Here is a 20,408-nt window from a genome sequence, read left to right as displayed (position 1 = left end):
GTCGAATCAAAGAGTGCGGGATTGCGCGTCGTTGTCGCGACGCTCGTCGTCGGAAGACGGGCTGCCTTCGGCGACGGGTTGTTGCGGATTGGCGGCTGGGGCTTGCAGTACCGACGTGTTGCCGTTCGGAACGTTCAGCATGGCGTTGTCGCCGGAAGGCAGTTGCCAGTTGAAGGTGGCCGAGGCCACTTTCAGCACCTGCGGATCGGCGTAGGCGCCCAACGGGTCCGGGCCGAAACTATCAGACGGGACCGTACCACGGAACAAAGATGACGCGGTAGGCGTGGTCGGGATGACCGGCTGCGGCGCGGTGATGGCGGACAGGCGGTCGATGACGCCCGTCGGACCCCACGTGGTGCCGTTCAGGTAATAAGGCGAGCCCACCAGCGAGCTCTTGATGGAAGCGGCCGCCACGGCGCCCGTCTTGCCACCCACCGTGCCCCACACGTCGGCTGAACCGGCGGTCGGAACGGTCAACGAGGCCACGTTCAGCTTGTGGCTGAGATCGGCGTCGTTCAGGCCGATGCGCAGCGCGCCCAACGGGCCGGCGGCCAGCGTCAACGCCGTTTGCGGGCCCATCAGGCCAACCGCGGTGATGTCGCCGTTGGTGCTAATGGTGGCATTCGCGCCTTGCAGCGTGGCGGGTGCGCCCAGGTTGATGGGGCCTTGGGTCACCAGCAGTTGCGCGGGCAGCGTCAGCCCGGCGCCGCCGGTTTGCGTGAAGCCCGTGGCGGCTTTCACCGTCGAGCCGGCGGCGAACGTCGTCGTGCCGGTCGGGTCGGTGTTGGTGATGCGGATCGGACCCGTGTCGGCGGTGACGTCCTTGCCGAACGCGACCTTGCCGCCCTTGATGTCGATGCCGTCAGGACCCGAGGCGCGCACGTTGCCGTTGTAGCTGGCGGACTTGGCTTCCAGCTGCTGCACGCGGTAGGCGCTGACGTCGCCGTTGAACACGATGGTGTCCACGGCGCGCAGCGTCAGCGAGCCCAGGCCGGTGGCGTCGCCCGCCACCTGCACGTTCTTGCCCGCGTTGATGGCCAGGTTGTTGCCGTTGCCGTCCAGCTTGCTGCCCAGCACGACCGAACCCGTGGTGCTGGTCAGGTCGCGGTCGCCGGTCAACGTCACCGCGCCGGTGTAGACCTGGTCGCCGGTCGTGACGACCTTGCCCGGGCCCATCGTGGTGGTGCCTTCGATCGCCAGGCCGCGCAGCGGCGTCGTCGCGCCGATGTCGCCCTGGATGTCGGCGTTGCCGGCAATGATCAGGCCTTGCTGGCCCGACTCGGTGCCGTCCACGCCGGCCTTCAGTTGCACGTTGGTGCCGGTCAGCGTGGTGTCCACGCCGGACAGGATCACGTGCTGGCCATACTGCTGCGAACCCGTGGTGTCGACCGAACCGCCGTTGATCAGCAGGTCGCCGTTGCCGCTGGTTTGCAGCGACGCGGTGCGGACCGGGCCGTCCAGAACGGTGTCGCCCGACGCATTGATCGTCAGGTTGCCCAGGCGCGAACCTTGGCCGACCGGGCCTGCAAACTCGACGTTGCCCTTGTCGGCCGACACAGTCATGTCGTGCCCGCCGTCAACGGCGTCGTTGAAGCGAATGTCGCCGTCGCGGCTGGCCACGGTAACGTCGCCGCCCAGCGTGACCGCGCCTTGGTACGACTGGTCGCCCGTGGTCGCGATGCTGCCTTGGCCCAGCGTGGACTTGCCGTTCACCGTCAGGCCGGCCAGCGCATTCTGTGCACCGATCGGACCCTTCAGCACGGCGTCGCCGTCAATGGTCAGCTCATGCGAGCCGTCGGCGCCGCCCAACAGGCCCACCGTGCTGCCCTTCAGGACGGTGTCACCGCCCAGCACCACGCGTTCGCCGTAGGACTGCGCACCGGTCGTGTCGACCAGCCCGCCGTTGATGCCGATTGTGCCGCCTACGTCCGACGTGACCGACGCCGCGTACACCGCGCCGTTCAGCGCGGTCGCACCCTGGCTGGCGATGGTGATGTCACCCAGTCGCCCACCCGCGTCGTCGCCCACGGCGTCCGTAAACGTGACACTGCCCGCACCGGCCGACAGCGCCAGATCGTGCCCGTCGCCCTGGCTGCTGGCGACCTTGTCGTTGAACGTGATGCTGCCGCCTTGGGTCGTCAACGCAACGTCGCCGTCAAGCGTGACCTCGCCGTTGTACGACTGCTTGCCGGTCGTGCCGATGCTGCCGTCCAGGCTTGACGTACCGTTCACCGTCAGACTCGCCAGCGCGTCCTGCGCACCGAACGCGCCCTTGAACACGGCGTCGCCGTCGATGGTCAGGTCGTGCTTGCCGTTGCCGCCACCCAAGAGGTTGACGCTGCTGCCCTTCAACACCGTATCCGCGCCCAGTGAGACCCGTTCGCGGAAGGTTTGCGTGCCCGTCGTGTCGACCAGGCCGCCGTTGATCGCGACCGTGCCGGGGGCGTCCGTCTGCGCGGACGCGGCGTATACCGCGCCGTTGAACGTAGTCGCGCCGGCGGTGTTGGCCGTCAGGTTGCCCAGGCGTTGTCCCGCGGTGCCCACGGCGTTAAAGCTGATGTCGCCCGCCGCTGTGGAGTTGATCACGACGTTGCGGCCGCCGATCAGCGCGCCGTCGAACGCGACGTTGCCGGTGGTGGTGGACAGCGACTGGTCGCTGCCCAGCGTGACGTCGTTCTGGTAGTGCTGGCTGCCGGTGGTGGCGATGCTGCCGGTGGTCAGCGTGGCGGGGCCGTTGACGGTCAGGCTGGCCAGCTTGGTGTTGGCGCCGATGGCGCCGGCCAGCGTGGCCGGGCCGTCCACAGTCAGCGCGTACGCGCCGTCTACGCCATCGGCCAGCGTGACGCTGCTGCCGCTCAACGTCGTGTCGGCGCCCAGCACCACAGCGGCGCTGTAGGACTGCATGCCGGTCGTTGTGACGCTGCCGCCGTTAAGCGCAGTGACGCCGGTGCCGACCTGGTTCAGCGATGCGGTGTTGACCGCGCCGCCGTAGGTGGTGGCGCCGGCCGTCAGAACGGTCAGCGCGTTCGCGCCCGAGACGTCGCCCGTGAACGTAACCGCGCCGTTGCCCGTGTACACGTTGACGCCGCCAGCCAACACGGTGTCGCCATCGACGCCGAAAGCGCCGTTGCCGGTGGTGTACAGGCCGCGCAGCGTGGTGTCGCCGTTGTACTGCTGGGCCCCGCTGGTCGCGACGTTTTGCAGGCTGATGTTGGCGCCGTCGATGCTCAGGCCGGCCAGGTTGACGGCGTTGCCGCCCAGCGTGACGTTGCCGTCGTTGGCGACGATCACCGCTTTCTGGTTGCCACCGTTCAGCGCGCCCGAGATGTTGACATTTCCGCCGTCGCCGTTGGCGGTCAGCGTGCGCTTGCCGCCCGTCAGCGTGGCGTTGCCCGAGATGTCGATGGACGCGCCGGTCAGGTCGCCGCCAAGCGTGACGCTACCGTTGTAGGTTTGCGCGCCGGCGGTGTCGACGGCTGCCGTGCCGATCTGCGCGGCGATCACCGTCAGGTTGTTGACCTGGCTGTTGGTGATGGCGTGGTTGATGCCGACGTTGCCCGAGGACGACCCCAGCAACACGTCGCCGTGATTGCCGGCGGTCAGGCCAACGCTGCTGATCAGGTCGCCGTCGGCGGCGATCTGGATGCTGCCGTCCGCCGTCGCAATGTTGCCCAGCGTCAGCGGGCCGGTGGCCTCGACGACGATGTCGCCGGCGCCCAGCACGTTGGCCTTCAGATAGCGCGCCGACGTGGTGAAGGCGGCGTTGCTGTCGCCGATGCCGTTCTTGCTGGTCAGGTCCAGGCTGTTGGTCGTGACGTTGCTGCCCAGGGCCACCAACGAGCCTTCGGCGGCGGCCAGCACGACCGTGCCGTTCGCAGCGCCAGCGTTGATGGTACCGACCACCACGTCGCCATGCTGCGAGCTCAGGTCGATGCCGCGGTTGTTGCCGGCGGCCGTGGCCGACACGTCCAGCGTGCCGGTGGCGTTGGCGGTGATGTTGCCGTTGGCGGTGGACAACGAGGCGGTCAGCGCGCCGGTATTGTTCAGCGTCAGGTTGGCCGGCGTGGTGACGCCGGTCAGGTTGACGTTGGCGTTGGCCACTTCAGTGGTCAGCGCCGTGTTGCCGCCCGCCGCGCCACTGGTGACGTTCAGCGTATCGCCGCGCGCGATGATGTTGCGCGGCGTGGCGCCCGCTGCCACCACGTCTTGCAGGCCCACCAGGGTGATGGTGTCGTTGGCCTGCACGCCCGTGCCTGCCACCGTCAGCGTGCCGTTCGAGGACAGCAGCACGTTGTCGGCGGTATTGGACAGGCCCGAACGCGCGTCCAGGTCGCCCGACGAACGGAGGTAGACCGAGCTGTTGTCGCCCGTTTGTGTCACGTCGCCGTTCAGCGTCAAAGCGCGCGTGCCCACGTTGTTCAGCGCGATGACCGCGCCGTCGGCGCCCGTGGTCAGGTCGCCCAGCGACGCAACGTTGGTGCGCAGCGCGATGCCGCCCAGGCCGGTCGCCAGGTTACCCACCGTGCCGATGCTGCCGCCCGCCGTGGCCGTCAGGCTGTTGCCGAAGACCAGGTTGCCGGGAATCGCGCCCAGGATGGATCCGGCCGCCTTCAGGGTGACGTCGCCCAAGGCCAAGGCGTCGATCGTGTTGATCAACAGGTCGCCGTTGGACGTGGCAATCGAAATGTCGTTGGTTGCCGAGTTGGTCTTGGTGACGGCGCTATTCACCAGCGTGGGGCCGGCGGTGGTGATGCCGATGGCGCCGTTCTGCGTAGCGATGGCGTTCAGCGTGGTGCCGGCCGCGCGGTTGTCGTCCAGGAAGATCGAGCCGTTGCCGGTGACTTCCGCGTTGATGAAGGCGGCGGTCGTCTGCACGTTGTCGGCCGAGCCTTCGGCGCCGCCGATGCCCGCGCCGGCCTTCAGCGTGACCGAGTTGCCGATGATGCGCGTGGATTCCTCGCGGTCGTCAACGATGGTGCTGCCGGTCTTGCTGTAGTCGATGTTGACCGTGCCCGTGCCCGCGTCGATGTTGCCCGCCACCAGTTGGCTGTTGGTGCCGTTGCCCACGATCTTGATCGTGCCGCTGCCGTTGCTGGCGACGGCGTTGGCGATTTGCAGGTTGCCGGCCGCCGCGATGTCGATGGTGCCGCCCGACAGGTACGAGTACACGGCGTTGTTGTCCGCCGCCAGATACATGCCACCCAGCGTGGTCGCTTCGACGCGCTGGCCGCTGGCGTTGATGCGGCCGTTGGCGGTGTCGACGCCGATGCCGCTGCGCGCGTTCAACGCGACGCCGTACGCCTTGATATTGGCGCCGCCCACGTCGGCCAGGATGGCGCCGTTCTCGGCGTTCAGCGTGACCTGGCCTTGGGTGGCGCCGGCCTGCACGTTCTTGACGAAGATGCTGCCCGCCGTCGCCTTCACCGAAATGCCGTTGCCCGCTGCGTCCGTGCCCGACGTCATGCTGGTCAGGAACAGGCTGCCCGACGACGTGATGCGCGTTTCGCCGTTGGCCACCGAGGTGCTCAGGCCGCCTTGCATGCTGCCGACGCTGTCCAGGTACAGCGAACCGGCGCCGGTGACGCTGGCGGACACGGCGTTGTTCAAGGCCGCGATCTTGATCGCCGCGTCGGTGGTGCCGATGCCGTTCTTGGCGGTCAGCGTGATGGCGCCGGTGCCCGAGCCGGAGATGGCGCCGCCGCCGTCCAGGATGCTGCCGTTCTGCGCATTCAGCGTCAGCGTCTTGTTGCTGCCGTAGCGAACGGAGCCGACCAGGATGTCGCCCGTGGTCGTCGTGACGGACAGGTCTTCGCCTGCGTTGAGGTTGCCCAGGTTGATCGAGCCCGCCTGGTTCAACCAGATGCCGCCCGAGGCCGTGGCCGCGATGTTCTTGACCTGCGTGTTCAGGGCGCGGGTGGACGAGCCAATTGCGTTGGGCGTGTCGCCCGACCCGGTGGACAACGTCAGGTTGCCCGCCGTGATCTTCGACGTGCCGGTCATGCCCTGGATGGAGCCGCCGGTGTAGTAGTAGGGGTTGGTCGACAGGTTGACCGACCCATTGGCCGTGACGTCGATGTCGTTCAGCGTGATCGAGCCGATGGCCTGGTACGTGAAGTTCAGGCCGGTGGTGTCACGAACGATGGTCAGCGCGGTGTTGTTGCTGGTGTCGGCCCCGCTGAACGTCAGGTTCTGGGCGTCGATGGTCAGGAACCCGTAGCTGCCGTACTGGTTGCCCTGCGCGTTGTTGCGGTTGATGGTCAGGTCGGTCAGGTCAGCCAGGTTGTCGACGTAGATGCTGCCCGGGGTGTTCAGCGTCAGCGACGGCGTGTCCAGATGGATGCGATTGGCGTTGCCCGAGCCAATGCTGCGCGACGAGCCGTAGTCGGCCGTCAGCGTGACGCTGTTGCCGGTGATGCGGTTGCTGTTGTTTGCGCCGACGATGTTGCCCGTGCTGGTCGACAACGCGACCGCGCCATTGCTGGTGCTGATGTTGCCCACCACCAGGTCGCGGCCGCCGCGGGCGGTATCGGCGGTCAGCGTGATGCTGCCGTCGCCGGTGACCGAGGCGGCCTGCAGGCCATAGGTTTCGATCAGCGCGATGCTGCCGTCCGCCGTGGCCGTCTTGGTGGCGCTAAGGTTGACGATCGTCGTGCCGCCCGAGCTCAGGTTGGTGGTGCGGATGGCGCTCTTGTTGCCGATCGAGCCATTGGCCGTCAGGGTGACGGTGGTGGCGTTGCTGATCGTGCCGCTCAGGATCGAGCCGCCCGAGTTGTTGACGGTGAAGCTGTTGCCGTTGGTGTTGACCGAGCCCAGCTCGATGTCGCCGACGGTGTTGCTGACCGAGCTGGCGCCGGTCGAGGTCAGGCTGGGCAGGCTGGTGTTGCCTTCCACCGTAATGAACGCCCCGCCGCCGACGGCGCGGCCGCTCAGCGTGCTGACGCGGGTGTCGATGGCGTTGCCAACGCCGCTTGCGCCGATGGCGGCGTTGGCGGTCAGGTTCAGCGACGCGGCATCGATCTTGGTGTTGGCATCGCCATCGCCAAGCAGCGACGCATTGCGCGAGGTCAGCGAGACGTTGTCGTAGCCGACGTTGATGGTGCCCACGGTGACGTTGCGGTCGCTGCTGACGGTCAGGTTCAGGCCGCCCGCGTCCGTGATGTTGCCCAGCACCAGGCCGGCCGTGCTGCCGCTGCCGCCGTCGGTGGCGGTAAAGCCGATGTTGCCCTGGCCGTCGCGCGTCGGGGAATTGATGCTGTAGGAACGCGCGCCGCTGCCCGTCGAATACAGCGACAACGCATCGATGTGCTGGTTGGAATCGATATAGACGTCGCCGGCGTTCTGGATGTTCAGCAGCGGGGCCGACAGATTGATCTCGCGGCCCGTGCCGCCGATGGCGCCCGAGCCCTGCGTGGTCAGCGAAACCTGGGCGGCCGTGATGCGCTGGCTGTCATCGGCGCTGCCCAGGATGCTGTTGTTGCTGGACAGGCGCACCGTGCCGGTGGACTGCGTGTCGATGATGCCGATGTCCTGCCCAACGTTGCTGGACAGCATCAGGTTCAGGCCGGTGTTGTCGCGGACATTGTTGACTTGCAGGCGGCCGTCATGCACCACATCGAACAGCAATTCGTTCGACGTGACGTCGTAGGTCGAAGGCGCGACACCCGTTGCATACAACGACAGGCTGGCCAGGTCGACGTCGTTGTTCACGTAGACGTGGCTGCCGCTCGTCAGGTAGAGCTCGCTGGTGGTGGTGTTGATCTTGTCGGCCGGACCCGAGCCGATCTGGCCGGTGGCAAAGAGCGACACCGAATCGCCCGTCACGTGCGAGGCGGGCGACAGGTTGAGCAAGTTGCTGCCCGCGCCGTTGGCGGCCAGGCTGACGGCATGCGCGGGGCCGGTGTCGATGTTGCCGATGTACACCGTGCGGTCGCCGGAGAACGAGAAGTTCAGGCCGGTGGTGTCGCGCACGTCAAACAGGTTGTAGCCGCCGGTGTCCGTGACGTTGAACGTCAGGCCCTGCGCCGCGACCTGCACCACGTTGTCCGCCGACGGGTTGGCGTGATTGGCCGTGACGTTCAGGCTGAACAGGTTCGACGCGTTGTTCAGGTACAGATCCTTGCCGGTCTGCGTGGTCAGTTGCCGCGTGTCGGCCTGCACCGCATTGCCGGCGGCGCCGATGGACTGCGTGGCGGTCAACGTCAGCGAGGGGGCGACGAAGCTGCTGCCCGCGCCTTGAAGAATCGACCCGTTGGTGACGTTCACCTGCGCGGAGCTGGCGACGTTGTTGTTGCCCAGGGTCAGGGTCTTGTTGTTCGAGATCCACAGGCTGCCGCGCAGGTTCGAGGACAGCTTGTCCACGCTGACGTACAGCGGCTGGTTGGTGTTGTACGTACCCGTGACCGAGCTGGCATTGAGCGTCAGCGCGCCCGTGGTGATGTTGGGGCTGCTGGCGCTGCTGCTGTTGCCGTAGATGTTGCTGTTGCTGCCCAGCGTGACCGAGCCGCCCGCGCCGGTGGCCACATTGTTGACGGTCAGCGCGCGGTCGGACGAGATCGACAGCGCCAGGTTGCCTGCGGTGGAAACGTTGCTAAGCGTCAGCCCCGAGGTGCCGGTCGAATCGCTCAGCGAGAACGTCAGGCCGGTGGCCGAGATGCTGTACGAATTGTTCTGCGAGCCGCTCGAGCTGGCGTGGTTCGCGGTCAGCGACAGCGACGTCAGCTGCTTGTCGTTGGAGACGGACACGTTGCCCGCCGACGCGATCGACAGATTGTTCGCGCTGGTCGAAGCGGCGACGCTGCCGTTCGTGCCCAGCGCGTTCAGGCTGACGTTGTTGCCGGTAATCACGCCCGAGCTGCGGCTGATGGTTGGCAGGAACGACGTGTTGGCGTAGCGCGAGGTCAGCGTCACGGAACCCGCGGCGCCGGTATTGATCGTGCCGGTGGCAATGGCGGAATCGGCGTTGACGGCCAGTGCGGCGCCGTTCATGTCTGCCGCGATCGTCAGGCTGGTGCCACCCGCGATCGACAGCGTCTGGCCGCCCAGCCCGCTGAAGGCATAGGCGTTGGTGTCGAAGTTGGTGGTGCTGCCCGCATCGCGGCGGCTCAGGTTCAGGTCGATGCTGCTTAGCGCCTGGTTCCCGTTGTTCAGGAAGATGTCGCCGTTGTTGGTAATTGCCAGGTTGGCGGTCGTGGTGCGCAGCGCGCGGCCGGCGGCGCCGATGGCCCCGGTGTTTGCATCGCGCGCGGTGTAGCTGTCGCTGCCGGTGGCCGACAGCTTGACCGTGCCCGCCGTGATGCGGCCGGAGCCGGCGTCACTGGTGATGCTGGAATTGACGCCGCCATAGGCCGTGGTCAGGCTGACCAGGTTGCTGGCGGTAATGGCGCCCACCTGGATGTTCTTGCGGCCGCTGAAGCTGAAGTCCGTCAGCCCGCCCGTGATCTGTTCCAGGTACTGCGTGGTGCCGTCGTCGGTGATGCGGATGGTCTGGCCCGCGCCGCCGCCGATGGCGATGGTGCTGGTGGCGCCGGACGCGCGCTGGCTGTTGATCGCCAGGCTGCGCAGCACGGTGTCGCTGGCGACAAAGAAGTCGATGCCCGCCGACAGGCTCAACGCGGACGTGCCGGCCAGGGCCAGCGTGCCGCCCGTGGCCGACGAGCCGATCGAGCTGCTGGCGCCCGCCGTCAACGCGACATTCGCCGCGCGGATCGTGCCGGGGTTGGCCAGGTCGTCGTTGGCGATGTTGCCGCCCGCGATCAGGCTGACCTTGCCGCCCGCGCCGGCATCGATGTTGCCAACCCACAGGTTCTTGCCGTTGGCCGTGAACCCGAAATCCAGGTCGGAGGAACTGGCGATGTCCTTCAGGTGGATGCCGTTGGCGTCGTCCGTCAGCGTGAAGGCCGACAGGTTCGGTGCGGTGATCGCGTACGAGCCATAGACGTAGCCATTGCGCGTGACGGCCAGGCGCGTCAGCCCGGTCTCGTTGTTGACGGTGATGTCGCCACCGCTGGTCAGGCTGACGTCCGGGGCCTGCAAGGTCAGCGCGGCGCCGGCCGCGCCCAGCGATCCGGCGGCCGACAGCGCGATGCTGCTGGCCTGGATCTTCGTGGCGGCGTCGCCATCGTCAAGGATGGAACCCGCGCTGTTGGCCAGCGACGCGGGGCCGGCGGCCTGCACGTTGCCGATCAGAGTCGTGCCGTTCCCTTGCGTGTAGCCAAGCTGCCCGCCTGCCGTTACCGAGGCCAGCTTGATGTTGCCGTAGGTGCCGTTCAGATAGAGGTCGCCGCCTGCGTTGGCCAGGACGTTGACCTGGCTGGGTCCGCCCACGCCCACATAGCGCACGCCGCCGCCGTAGTTGCCGCCGATGGAGCCGGTTGCGGTCAACGAGATATCGCCACCGCCCGCGTACACATTGCCCGAGCCGTTGCCCAGGATGGAGCCGTTGGCCGCGTTGATCGTGACGTCGCCGTTTGCGCTGCGCACCGTGCCGGACACCAGCAGGTCGCCCTGGCGCGCGTCGATCCGCACCGCGTCGGTGGCCGTGATGTTGTTCAGCGTGATGACGCCGGTGGTGTTGCTCGAACCCGTGGGCTTGGGCAACTGGACGTAGAAGCCGCCATTGCCGGCCGAGCCGTACAGGCTGCTGGTCAGGATGTCCAGATAGCCGGTGCCGGTGGCGCCGATGGCGCGGCCGGCCGACAGGCTCACCAGATTGGCCAGCAGTTGGGTGTTCTTGTTGCCGTCGTCGGCAATGGAGCCGGTGGTGTTCAGCGTGATGGCGCCGCTGTAGCCGGCGTCGATGCTGCCCACCGTGATGTCGCGGTCGCTGGCGAAGTTGAAGGTCACCGAGTTGCTGTCGCGCACCTGGTGGATGGTGTGGCCGGTGGCATCGTCGGTAATGTTGAACAGCAGCGACGGGGCGCGCACGTCCAGCACGTAGTGATCGTCCGGCCCCTTGTGGCGAGCGGTCACCGTCAAGCTGTTCAGGTCGGCGATGTTGGTCGCGTAGAGGTTGCCGCGCGTGTCCAGCGACAGCAGCGGCGCGTTGACCGAGACGAAATCGGCGTTGGTGCCGATGTCCTGGGCGGCGGTCAGGCTGACCGAGCTGGCGGTGACGCGCGTGTCCGCGATGCCGTCATCCAGGATGCTGCCCTGGGTGGACGTCAGCGTGACGCCGCTGCCGGCGCGGATGTTGCCCAGCTTCAGGGTCTGGTCGCCGCTGAACACGAACTGGTTCAGCAACGAGCTATAGACCTGCTTCAATTCATACGCATTGCCCACATCGTCGTTGACGTCGAACGCGAGGAAGGGCGCGGAGACTTGCAGGACGTTCTTGCGCAGCGGGTCGGCGTGGGTGTTGCTGACGGCCAGGTAGGTCAGCGTCTTGCCCGGGTTGTCGACGTAGATGTCGCCGCCGCTGCCCAGCGTCAGGCTGGTCGTGGCCGTCTTGATGTGGTCGCCCGCCGTGCCGATGTGCTGCTGCGCTTGCAGGTTGATGGCGTTGCCCAGCAGTTCGCTGTTGGCATTGGCGCGCAGGATGTTGCCGCCCTGGGCGTTCAGCCACAGGGTGCCCAGGCCGGCGTCCACCTTGTTCGCGGTCAGGTCCGCCACGCCGATGACGGAAATGCCGTTGTAGGCTTTCAGGTCATCCAGCAGCACGGAACCCTGGGCCTGGTTGATGTAGATGCTGCCGCCCGTGGCGTGCAGTTCACCCGCGGCCGTGCGCAGGTAGGTCCCCGTCGTGCCCACGGTGTAGCTGCTGTTCGATGCCGGCGCCAGCAGGGTGACGACGTTGCCGGTGATGAGCGATGCCGACGTGCCCGTGATGTTGCCGGCCCGCGCGGTCAGCGTGACGTTGCCCGAACCCGCGCTGACCTGGCCGGCGGAAATGCTGTTGCCCGTCAGGTTGACGGCGCCGCCGCCGGAACTGACGTTGTTGGCCAACACGCTGCCCGCGCCGGTGATTGCGATGGCGGCGTTGTCCGCCTGGGCCTGCGTGATGGTCAGGCTGGTGTTGCTGCTGTCCAGGTACACGCCGCCCGGACCCGCCGTGGCGGACACGTTGCCGGCGTTGGTCTTCAGGCTGCGCGACGCGGCGCCGATGGCGCCGTTCTGCGCCGACAAGGCCAGCGTGTTGGTCGAGATCGTGGTGGCGTCGTCGCCGTCGTCCACGATGTTGCCCAGGGTGGAGGCCAACGAGGTCGATGCGCCCGCCTTGATGGCGCCCACGGTCAGGTGGCCGCTGCTCCACACGGACAGCGGGCCGGTGGTTTCAACGGAACGCAGGTTCAGCGCGCCGGTGTTGTTCAGGTATACGCCGCCGACGCCGCTGGCGGCCGTCAGCGTGGCGGTCTGCGTGTTCAGGGCCTGGCCGGCGCTGCCGATGGCGCCGTTGTTGCCGTTGCTGCCGCTGGCCTTCAGCGCGATGCTGCCGGCGCTCATGCTGCCCGGGATGTTGCTGGCCAGGATGTCGCCGGCCGTGGACGTCAGCGCCAGCGTGCCGGAGCCCAACGAGACGGTGCCCACGCGGATCGTGCGGTCGCCGGTGAACGAGAAGCCCAGGCCGTCTTGCACGACCGAGTTCAGCTGATAGCCGCCGTTGTCTGCCAGCGAGAAATCCAGCCCGCCCGCCGAGGTGAGCTGGTACGTGTTGTTGACGCCCGGTTGCGCGTGGCGGCTGGTGATGTCCAGCGTGCTCAGTACCGAGCGGTTGGCCGCGAACAGGTTGCCGCCGGTGGCAAGCGCCAGGCGCGATGTCTGGGTGTTGACCGCGTTGCCGGCCTCGCCGATGTTGCCGCCGCTGGCGTCCAGGGTGACGGTGTTGCCCGCCACCACCTGGTTGGCGCCGCCCACGTTGCGGATGCTGCCCGCGCTGGTGCGGACCAGCGCCGCGCCGCTGCCGGCGTCAATGACGTTGGCCAGGTTGATGTCGCCGGTGGCGTTCAGCGTGATCGCGCCGCCCCGGCTGGTCAGCTTGCCGATGTTGCTCAGCGTGCTGCCCACGCCCAGCGCTTCCAGCGTGATGGCGCCGCCCTGGGTGCTGATTTCGGTGTTCGAATTCTCGAAGCGGATGCCGCCCGTTTGCGTCGAACGCAGCGTGAAGCTGTTGCCCGAGGTCGTCTTCAGGTTGATCGCGGCCATGTCCGCAATCGTGATCTGCCCGGTGGCTTCCAGCTTGATGTTGGTGGTGCCGGCCAGGCTTTCCAACAGGCCGCGCGACACGGTGTTGTTGGCCGCGTTGGCGTCGCCGCTGTTGAGCATGCCGTCGCCCGCGCTGCCGTCCAGCGCGCCCGAGCCGCTGCCGGAATCGACGATGCGCAGGTCGGTCGGGTCGATCAGCAACAGGCCGGTCTTGCCCTTGGGCGCGCGCATGTCCACGGAGCCGGTCAGGCCGATGTTCTTCTTGCTGGAGACTTCGGCAAAGCCGCCGTCGCCGCCTTGCTCGCCGCCGCGTGCCGACAGGCTGCCGGCAAAGGCGGTGGCCTCGTTGGACCACATCGTGACGCTGCCGCCGTTGCCGTTGACGCGCGCATCGGCCTTCAGCGTGGCGCCCGCCGCCACCTTGACGGTGGACGACTTGCCGCTGAACGCGGCCGAGCCGTCGTCCGGGGTAACGCCCAGGCTGCCCAGGGCGATCTCGCCGCCGCCCGCCGCGCCGGACACGTCGATGGCGGCGCCGCGCGCCACGTCCACGTGTTCACCGGTGACGACGACCTTGCCGCCTTGCTGGCCCGCGCCGGCGCCCGTGGCGTCGACGGTACCCGCGATCTTGACGGTGCCGGCGTCGCCGCCGGACAGCACGATCTTGCCGTTCTGCGTGCCCACCGACTGGGCGCTGATGATGCCGTCGGTATTGACGACGTTGTCGATCACGCCCTTGACGGCGCGCGCCGTCATCAGCACCGTGCCGCCGTCCGCGCGGATGACGCCGGTGTTGGTGACCAGTGCCGATACCGGCTTGCCGCTGGCGTCCTTGGGCAGTTCGCCCACGGTCGAGGTGGCGTCAAACGACAGCAGGCCGTCGCCCTGGAAGTCCACCGTGACGGTGTTCGCGCCCGCCAGCGCCACGCGGCCCAGCTTGGCCTGGATCACGCCCGAGTTGCTGACCGACGGCGCCACCAGCGCGGCCAGGCCGCTGTCCTTGATGGTGATCGTGCCTTCGTTGACGATCCGGGCATTGGCCTTGGTGGATGCCTGGTTGAACTTGTAGTTGCCGGCCAGGAAGTCCTTGTCGCTGATGTTTGCCGTGGTGGCGACCAGGCCGCCCACGTCGATGCGCGCGCCCTTGCCGAACACGACGCCGTTCGGGTTGACCAGCATCACGGTGCCGTTGGCGTTCAGCTTGCCGAAGATGGCCGACGGGTCGTTGCCGACCACTCGGTTCAGCGTGACGCTCTTGCCGCCGGGCTGGCGGAAGTTGACCGTTTCGTTGGCGCCGATGCTGAAGTCTTTCCAGTTGATGATCGCCTTGCCGCTGGACTGGTTGATGTCCAGCGTGCCGTTGCCGCGGTCATTGATGGTGGCGGCGCCGCCCACGACGTTGCCGCCGGTGGGGTTGGCGTGCGCGCCGCCGGAGGCCAGCGAGCCGATCAGCACGGCCAGCGTGCTGAGCGCGGGCAGGGCGGTGTCTTTCTTTATGCGCATGCGGCGAGCGGATTGGGCGAGGCTGCGGGATTTGCGATTCATGGTCGGTCTCTTGTCGTTCGCTGCTTAGTACTGCGCCGAGATGCTGAAAAATACGCGGGGATTCTTGTTGCCCTGGGTCAGGACGTCGCCGCTTGTGGGCTTGGCCACTTCAAACGTTGCGTACAGGGTCTTGTTAAGGTTGGCGCGCATGCCCGCGCCAATGGACGACACGTTGGCGCGCGTCAGCGGCGCGCTTTCGCTGCGCGACCAGATGCGGCCGCCGTCAACAAACGAATAAACGTGCGCACCGTGCGGCAGGAAGTTGTCGGTGGACACGGCGTAGCGCAGTTCCAGCGAGCCGGCCAGGCCGGAATCGGCGGACATTTCGCCATCGTCATAACCCCGGCCGAAGTTGGGGCCGCCCAGCGCGAATTCCTCGCTGGCCAGTAGCGGGCTGGCGCTGTACTGGCCGGCAAAGGTGGCCACCAGCGACAGGCGATCGGTCAGCTGTTGCAGGCGCGTCAGTTCGGCGGTGAGCTTCAGGAAGTCCGACCGGCCCTTGGCGCGCGAGGCCAGCTCGGCGCCTTCTTGTGTGGCGCCCATCGCGTCCAGGCCCTGGTGCACCGTGCCGCGAATGGCGGTGATGCCGTTCCAGCTGTCGGTGCGGTCATAGCTCAGGCCCGCGCGCAGCACGCGCAGCCGGTCGCGCGTAAAGGGCGTCTCGGTAATGTCGGTAGCCACGTTGCGCACGTCGAACATGCCGAAGGCGCGCAGGTTTTCCAGGCGCGAGCGGATCAGCGGATAGGTGACGGTGGCCGTGTAGGCCTGCACGTCGCTGGCCACGTTCAGCGGGGCGAGGTCGCGGCCCGGCTCGCTCTTGGCGTAGCTGGCGGCCAGCCCGAAGGTCATGCCGCTGTCGCTGACCAGCATGTCGTAGTTGGCGGCAACGGCCTGGCTGCGGTAGGCCGGAAAGCCCAGGCGGCCGCTCAGCGTGAAGGTGTCGGCGCGGGCGCCGAACGAATTCAGCGTGACCTGGCCGGTCATTTCGCTCCAGCCCAGGTAGGGCGAGCCACGGTTATCAATGCCCAGGCGCGCATCGACCGGCTTGCGTTCGCTATGCACCACCAGCACCGAGCCGCCCACTTCCTTGGGCGAGGCCTCCAGCGACGCGCGCACCACCAGGCCGTTCAAGTCATTGGCCAGCAGCAATTGGCGTTCGACTTCGGCCACGTTGATCGGGCGCACGCCACGCAGGCGCTGCACCAGCTTTTCCACCGCCGCTTGGGCGGGGCCGATATCGCCGTCGTACTTCACGTCCGACACATAGCCTTCCACCACCACGATGCGGAACACGCCGCCATCGACTGTCTGCGCCGGCACGATCACGCGCGTGGTCACGTAGCCGTCATTGCGGTAGAGCAGTTCGATGTCGTTGGCCACCTTGAAGGCATCGGCCACGGTGATCGTCTTGCCGACCAGCCCCTGGTAGAACGCGCTGATGGTCTCGGGCGCGTAGTGGGTCACGCCTTCCACCCGCATGTTGGCCAGCGTGAAGCTCAGCTTGTCGGCGCCCACCGGGGCCTCGGACGCGCTGCCCTGCTGCACCGTCACTTCCGGGGCGGTGGTCATGCTTTCCGGCATGGCCGGCTGGGGCAGGGCGCGGCCGGGCTCGGCGGCGGACGGCAACTGCGGGCGCACGCTTTGCGCGGCGGCGGGGCTGGTCGCCAACGCCAGGGCCGTTAAGGCCAGGCCGACATGCAGGGAAAGGGGGGAGAGGCAGAGGACAACGGGGCGGCAAAATCGGGATAAACGGCGCATGAGTACTCGGACGGCGGCTTGTTACATTCGGATTTAATAGATGCTATTTGACATATTTGTCACGCTTGGGTACACAGAATTTTTGCAACTTCCAAGCCTTGGGATATGCCTACGCTCGTGACGCCGTCACCGGTAGAGCGGGCAAATACAGGGGAATCCCGGTGTCGTGGGTCTGTGGCGGCAACGCCACAACGACACGAAAACATCCCTTCGCCGACCAGTTTCGCGCTGTAACAAACATTATCGTAAGTACGCAAATATTCCATTACCGAGGTTTGCTGGAATGTCAGGCAGGTTTGCCGCAAGGAAAATTATTCGAGTCCAGGGCCCGGATTTGTCTCGTGTTACCAACGCTAAAGCGGGCCAGCATGAAAGAATGCGCGGCATGAACGACGCCTTCTTTTCGATGGCTCCGGGCCAGCTCGCGGGCTTACGCGTACTGGTCGTGGAGGACCGCCCCGAAGACCGCATGCTGCTGGTCGATTTCCTGACCAGCCAGGACTGCCGCGTCTATGTGGCGGAGGACGGCAATGACGGCTACCGCAAGGCGCAGCTGGTGCAGCCGGACATCATCCTGATGGACGTGACCATGCCGGTGTGCGACGGCCTGGCCGCCTGCCGCCTGCTGAAAGCCGACCAGGCCACGCGCGGCATCCCCGTCATCTTCCTGACGGCGGCTAGCCTGCCCGGCGAACGCGTGGCGGGTCTGTCGGCCGGTGCGGTGGATTACGTGGCCAAGCCCTTCGACTTCGAGGAAGTGCGCCTGCGCCTGCTGATTCATCTGCGGGTAGGGGCCACGCCCAACGCCACGCCGACCCCTGTTCCCACCGTGGCCGAAATCCATGCGGACGATGGCACCTCGGCCGCCGCGGCCGGTGCGACGCTGGACGGCGTGCTGTTTCGCGCCGCCCGCAAGCTGCTGCGCGAACGGCTGGACCACACACCGGAATTGATGGCGCTGGCGCAGGCGCTGAACACGAACGCGCGCCGGCTGAACCAGGCGTTCCGGCGCTGCGCCGGCACGACGGTCTTTGAATTCCTGCGCGAAGAGCGCATGCGCGAGGCGCGCCGCTTGCTGTGCGAAACCAGCCTGGATATCCAGGCCATTTCGCAGGCGGTGGGCTATGGCAATCGGGGTAATTTCTCTACGGCTTTTCGCGAGCGCTTCGGCATGCCCCCCACGGCCTTGCGCCAGGAGCATGATCCTTATGCATGATCGCCGCCTGGGCTTGCCGGGCAGGCTGCCGTTGAACGTGATGTTGCCGTTGATGTTGCCGTTGTTGTTGCTGTTGCTAGGGGTCCTGTCATGCGTGATGTCGCCCGTGCACGCACAGCCCATACCGCCTGCAACGCCCGTCGTCGACTTGAACGCCGTGACCGGCAAGCTGCCCCTGAACCACGAATTGCTGGGGCAGGAAGACACGACCGCGTCCAAGGACGTCGGCCAGATCCTGGACGGGCCCTGGCAGCCCGTGGCGCCCGCCTGGCTGAATCGGGGCTTTTCGAAATCGGTGTACTGGCTGAAGCTGGACGTCAGCAACCCCACGCAGGGCTTTGTTGAACGCTGGTTGTCGTTCGGCGTCCCCAGGCTGGAAGACGTGCGGTTCTATCTGTATCCCGCCGGACAGCGGGAGCCTTCCCAAGTCATCCTGGCAGGCAACCGCGAGCCGCTCGCATCGCGACAAGTGCCGTCGTCGGTGTCCGTGGCCGCGCTGCTGCTCAATCCGGGTGAACGCATGACGGTGCTGGTGCGGGTGCAAAGCCGCTCGGCCATCAGCATGGAACCCACCTTGTGGACGCCGGGCGCGTTCGTGGGCGCGGCGCAGCGCGGCACGCTGGTGCTGGCGCTGCTGATCGGCGCGCTGCTGATGGTGGTGATCTACACGGGGGTGCTGGGCGTGGCCCAGCGCGACCTGGTGTTCCTGCTGCTGTCCGCCGCCATCATTACCGAAATCCTCTACAGCATTTCGTACCAGGGCTTGCTGTACCGCTATGTGGTGACGGGCGGCGGCGAAGTGGTGTTGCGCGCGCCCAGTGTGCTGGGCACGCTGGCGGCCACGGTGTTCGGGTTCTCGGTCATGCTGTTCGCCGATCTGCATCGGGTGCGGTTGTGGCGCTGGGTGTACGGCGCGCTGATCGCCGTGGGCCTTGTGGGCTCGGTCTGGGCGGCGTTTGGCGAGTATCGCGCCAGCGCGCAGGCGCTGGTCGGGCTGATCTTCCTGTGGGGGCTGGTCTGGCCGGTTTCCATGGCTGATGGCTGGCGGCGCGGGCATGCCAACGCGCGCATCTTCCTGCTGTCGTTCGCGGTGTATTGCGCCTGCCTGTTCCTGCGGCTGGCATTCATCAACGGACTGCTGCCCGGCCGGTGGGAAGGCGGGCCCGAGGTGGCGTGGGACCTGTTGTCGGTGTCGCTGATGCTGGCCGTGCTGGTGCACGGACGAACGCGCCAGCATCGGCAGGAAAAGCTGGCGGTCCAAGCCGAGCTCACGCAGGCGCGTGAACGCGAGCACCAGCGCCTGGATTACGCCGTCAGGGAACGCACGCAGGCCTTGCAGGAAGCATTGATCCAGGCCGACGAAGCGGGCCGCGTGCGCCAGGACTTCCTGGCGCGCATCAGCCATGACCTGCGCACGCCGCTGACCTCGATCATCGGTTTCGCGGATCTGATCCAGGCGGGCGGGCGCGACGATGCGCCGCGCGGCGCCATCATTCGACGCAGCGCCGATCACATGCTGGGCATGGTGAACGACCTGATCGATTACGCGGCGGGCGTCGGCGGCCAGGCGCTGCGCGTATCGCCGGAATACGTGCACGCCTTGCTGGATGCCGTGGCCAAGGAATCGGCGCCCATTGCTGCCCGCCATAACAACCAGTTTGTATTGCGCGTGTCGGACTCGGTACCCGCCGTGTTGGAAATGGACGGCAAGCGCGTGCGGCAGGTGTTGTCCAACCTGATCGACAACGCGGCCAAGTTCACCCGGGGCGGCGTGCTGACGTTGACGGCCGATTACGCGGCGTCTGGCCCTGCTGCTGTCGACGCTGCGGGGAAGTTGGTGTTGTCGGTGCGCGATACGGGCTGCGGTATCGCGCCGTGCGATCGTCAGCGCATCTTCGAACCCTTCCACCGGCTCGCGGCCGCCGATAACCAGCCGGGGGTGGGGCTGGGCCTGGCCATCGTCCAGCAGTGGGTGGAGCGCATGGACGGCGATATCCGTGTGGAAAGCCACGTGGGCCTGGGCACCTTGATCAGCGTGACGTTGCCGGTCAGGAAGATGGACGAGTCCCGCATTTCGCATCACTACATCGCCGCCGCGCCGCATGTGCTGCCAACGCTGGACGGGTCGGGCAAGCATCTGTGGCTGGCCGAGGATACGCCCGAGATCCGCGAATTCCTGGTCGAGGAACTGGCCAGCATGGGCTTTCAAGTGGACAGCGAAGCCGATGGCCGGGGCATGGTGGCGCGCATCGAGGCGCAGGACGCGCGGCGCCCCGACTTGATCCTGACCGACCACCGGATGGAAGGCGTGGATGGCTCGGCGGTGCTGGCGGCGGCGCGCGCGCGCTGGCCGGACCTGCCCGTGGTGGCGGTGTCGGCCACCCCGCACGACACCCTGGCCTTGGGCGGCGCGCGCTATGACGCCAGCCTGCTCAAGCCCATCAGCCTGGTCGAGTTGCGGCATGTGTTGGGCAGGCTGTTGAACCTGACGATCAAGGCCGTCGGCGACGAGGGCGAGCCTGCGTCATCGCCCACGTTTGCGCCGCGTTTGTCCGGCGCCGAGCTGGCGCAGGTGCAAGTGCTGCTGGATAGCGGCGCCATCTCTGACCTGATCGACTGGTCGCGCGCGTTGCAGGCGCGCAATGTGGCATTCAAGGACTTTTGCGCGGCGCTGCAACGCCTGGCAAAACAGGGCGACATCGGGGCGATTCGCAAGCTGTGCGAAACCATGCGCGCCGGCTGAACGACCGCG

Annotated in this window: 4 protein-coding genes; 2 read left to right on the top strand and 2 right to left on the bottom strand. The window is 67.1% G+C overall.

Annotation, left to right across the window (positions count from 1 at the left end):
* Nucleotides 1–6: 6 nt before the first annotated feature.
* Together AC6LJY_RS02825 and AC6LJY_RS02820 are read right to left on the bottom strand one after the other, a co-directional pair.
* Nucleotides 7–14,682, bottom strand: a complete 14,676-nt coding sequence (locus AC6LJY_RS02825; protein WP_498135249.1) for a filamentous hemagglutinin N-terminal domain-containing protein — start codon at nucleotides 14,680–14,682, stop codon at nucleotides 7–9.
* A gap of 24 nt (nucleotides 14,683–14,706) precedes the next feature.
* A complete protein-coding gene (locus tag AC6LJY_RS02820; RefSeq protein WP_498135248.1) occupies nucleotides 14,707–16,350 on the bottom strand; it encodes a ShlB/FhaC/HecB family hemolysin secretion/activation protein in 1,644 nt (547 codons plus the stop codon).
* 466 nt (nucleotides 16,351–16,816) lie between these two features.
* On the opposite strand from AC6LJY_RS02820, the gene AC6LJY_RS02815 reads away from it, so the two are divergent.
* Both AC6LJY_RS02815 and AC6LJY_RS02810 read left to right on the top strand, forming a co-directional pair.
* Nucleotides 16,817–17,656, top strand: coding sequence for a response regulator transcription factor (locus AC6LJY_RS02815; RefSeq protein ID WP_498135247.1), 840 nt, complete (start codon nucleotides 16,817–16,819; stop codon nucleotides 17,654–17,656).
* On the top strand, nucleotides 17,649–20,399 hold the full coding sequence (locus AC6LJY_RS02810) for a sensor histidine kinase (RefSeq protein ID WP_498135246.1): 2,751 nt from the start codon (nucleotides 17,649–17,651) through the stop codon (nucleotides 20,397–20,399). Before AC6LJY_RS02815 ends, AC6LJY_RS02810 begins: the two co-directional genes overlap by 8 nt.
* The last annotated feature ends 9 nt before the right edge of the window (nucleotides 20,400–20,408 follow it).

This window comes from Achromobacter sp. RT286_PF (assembly GCF_059760425.1).
Note: the sequence above shows the minus strand (reverse complement) of the source record. Positions and strands in the feature narration are given on the sequence as shown.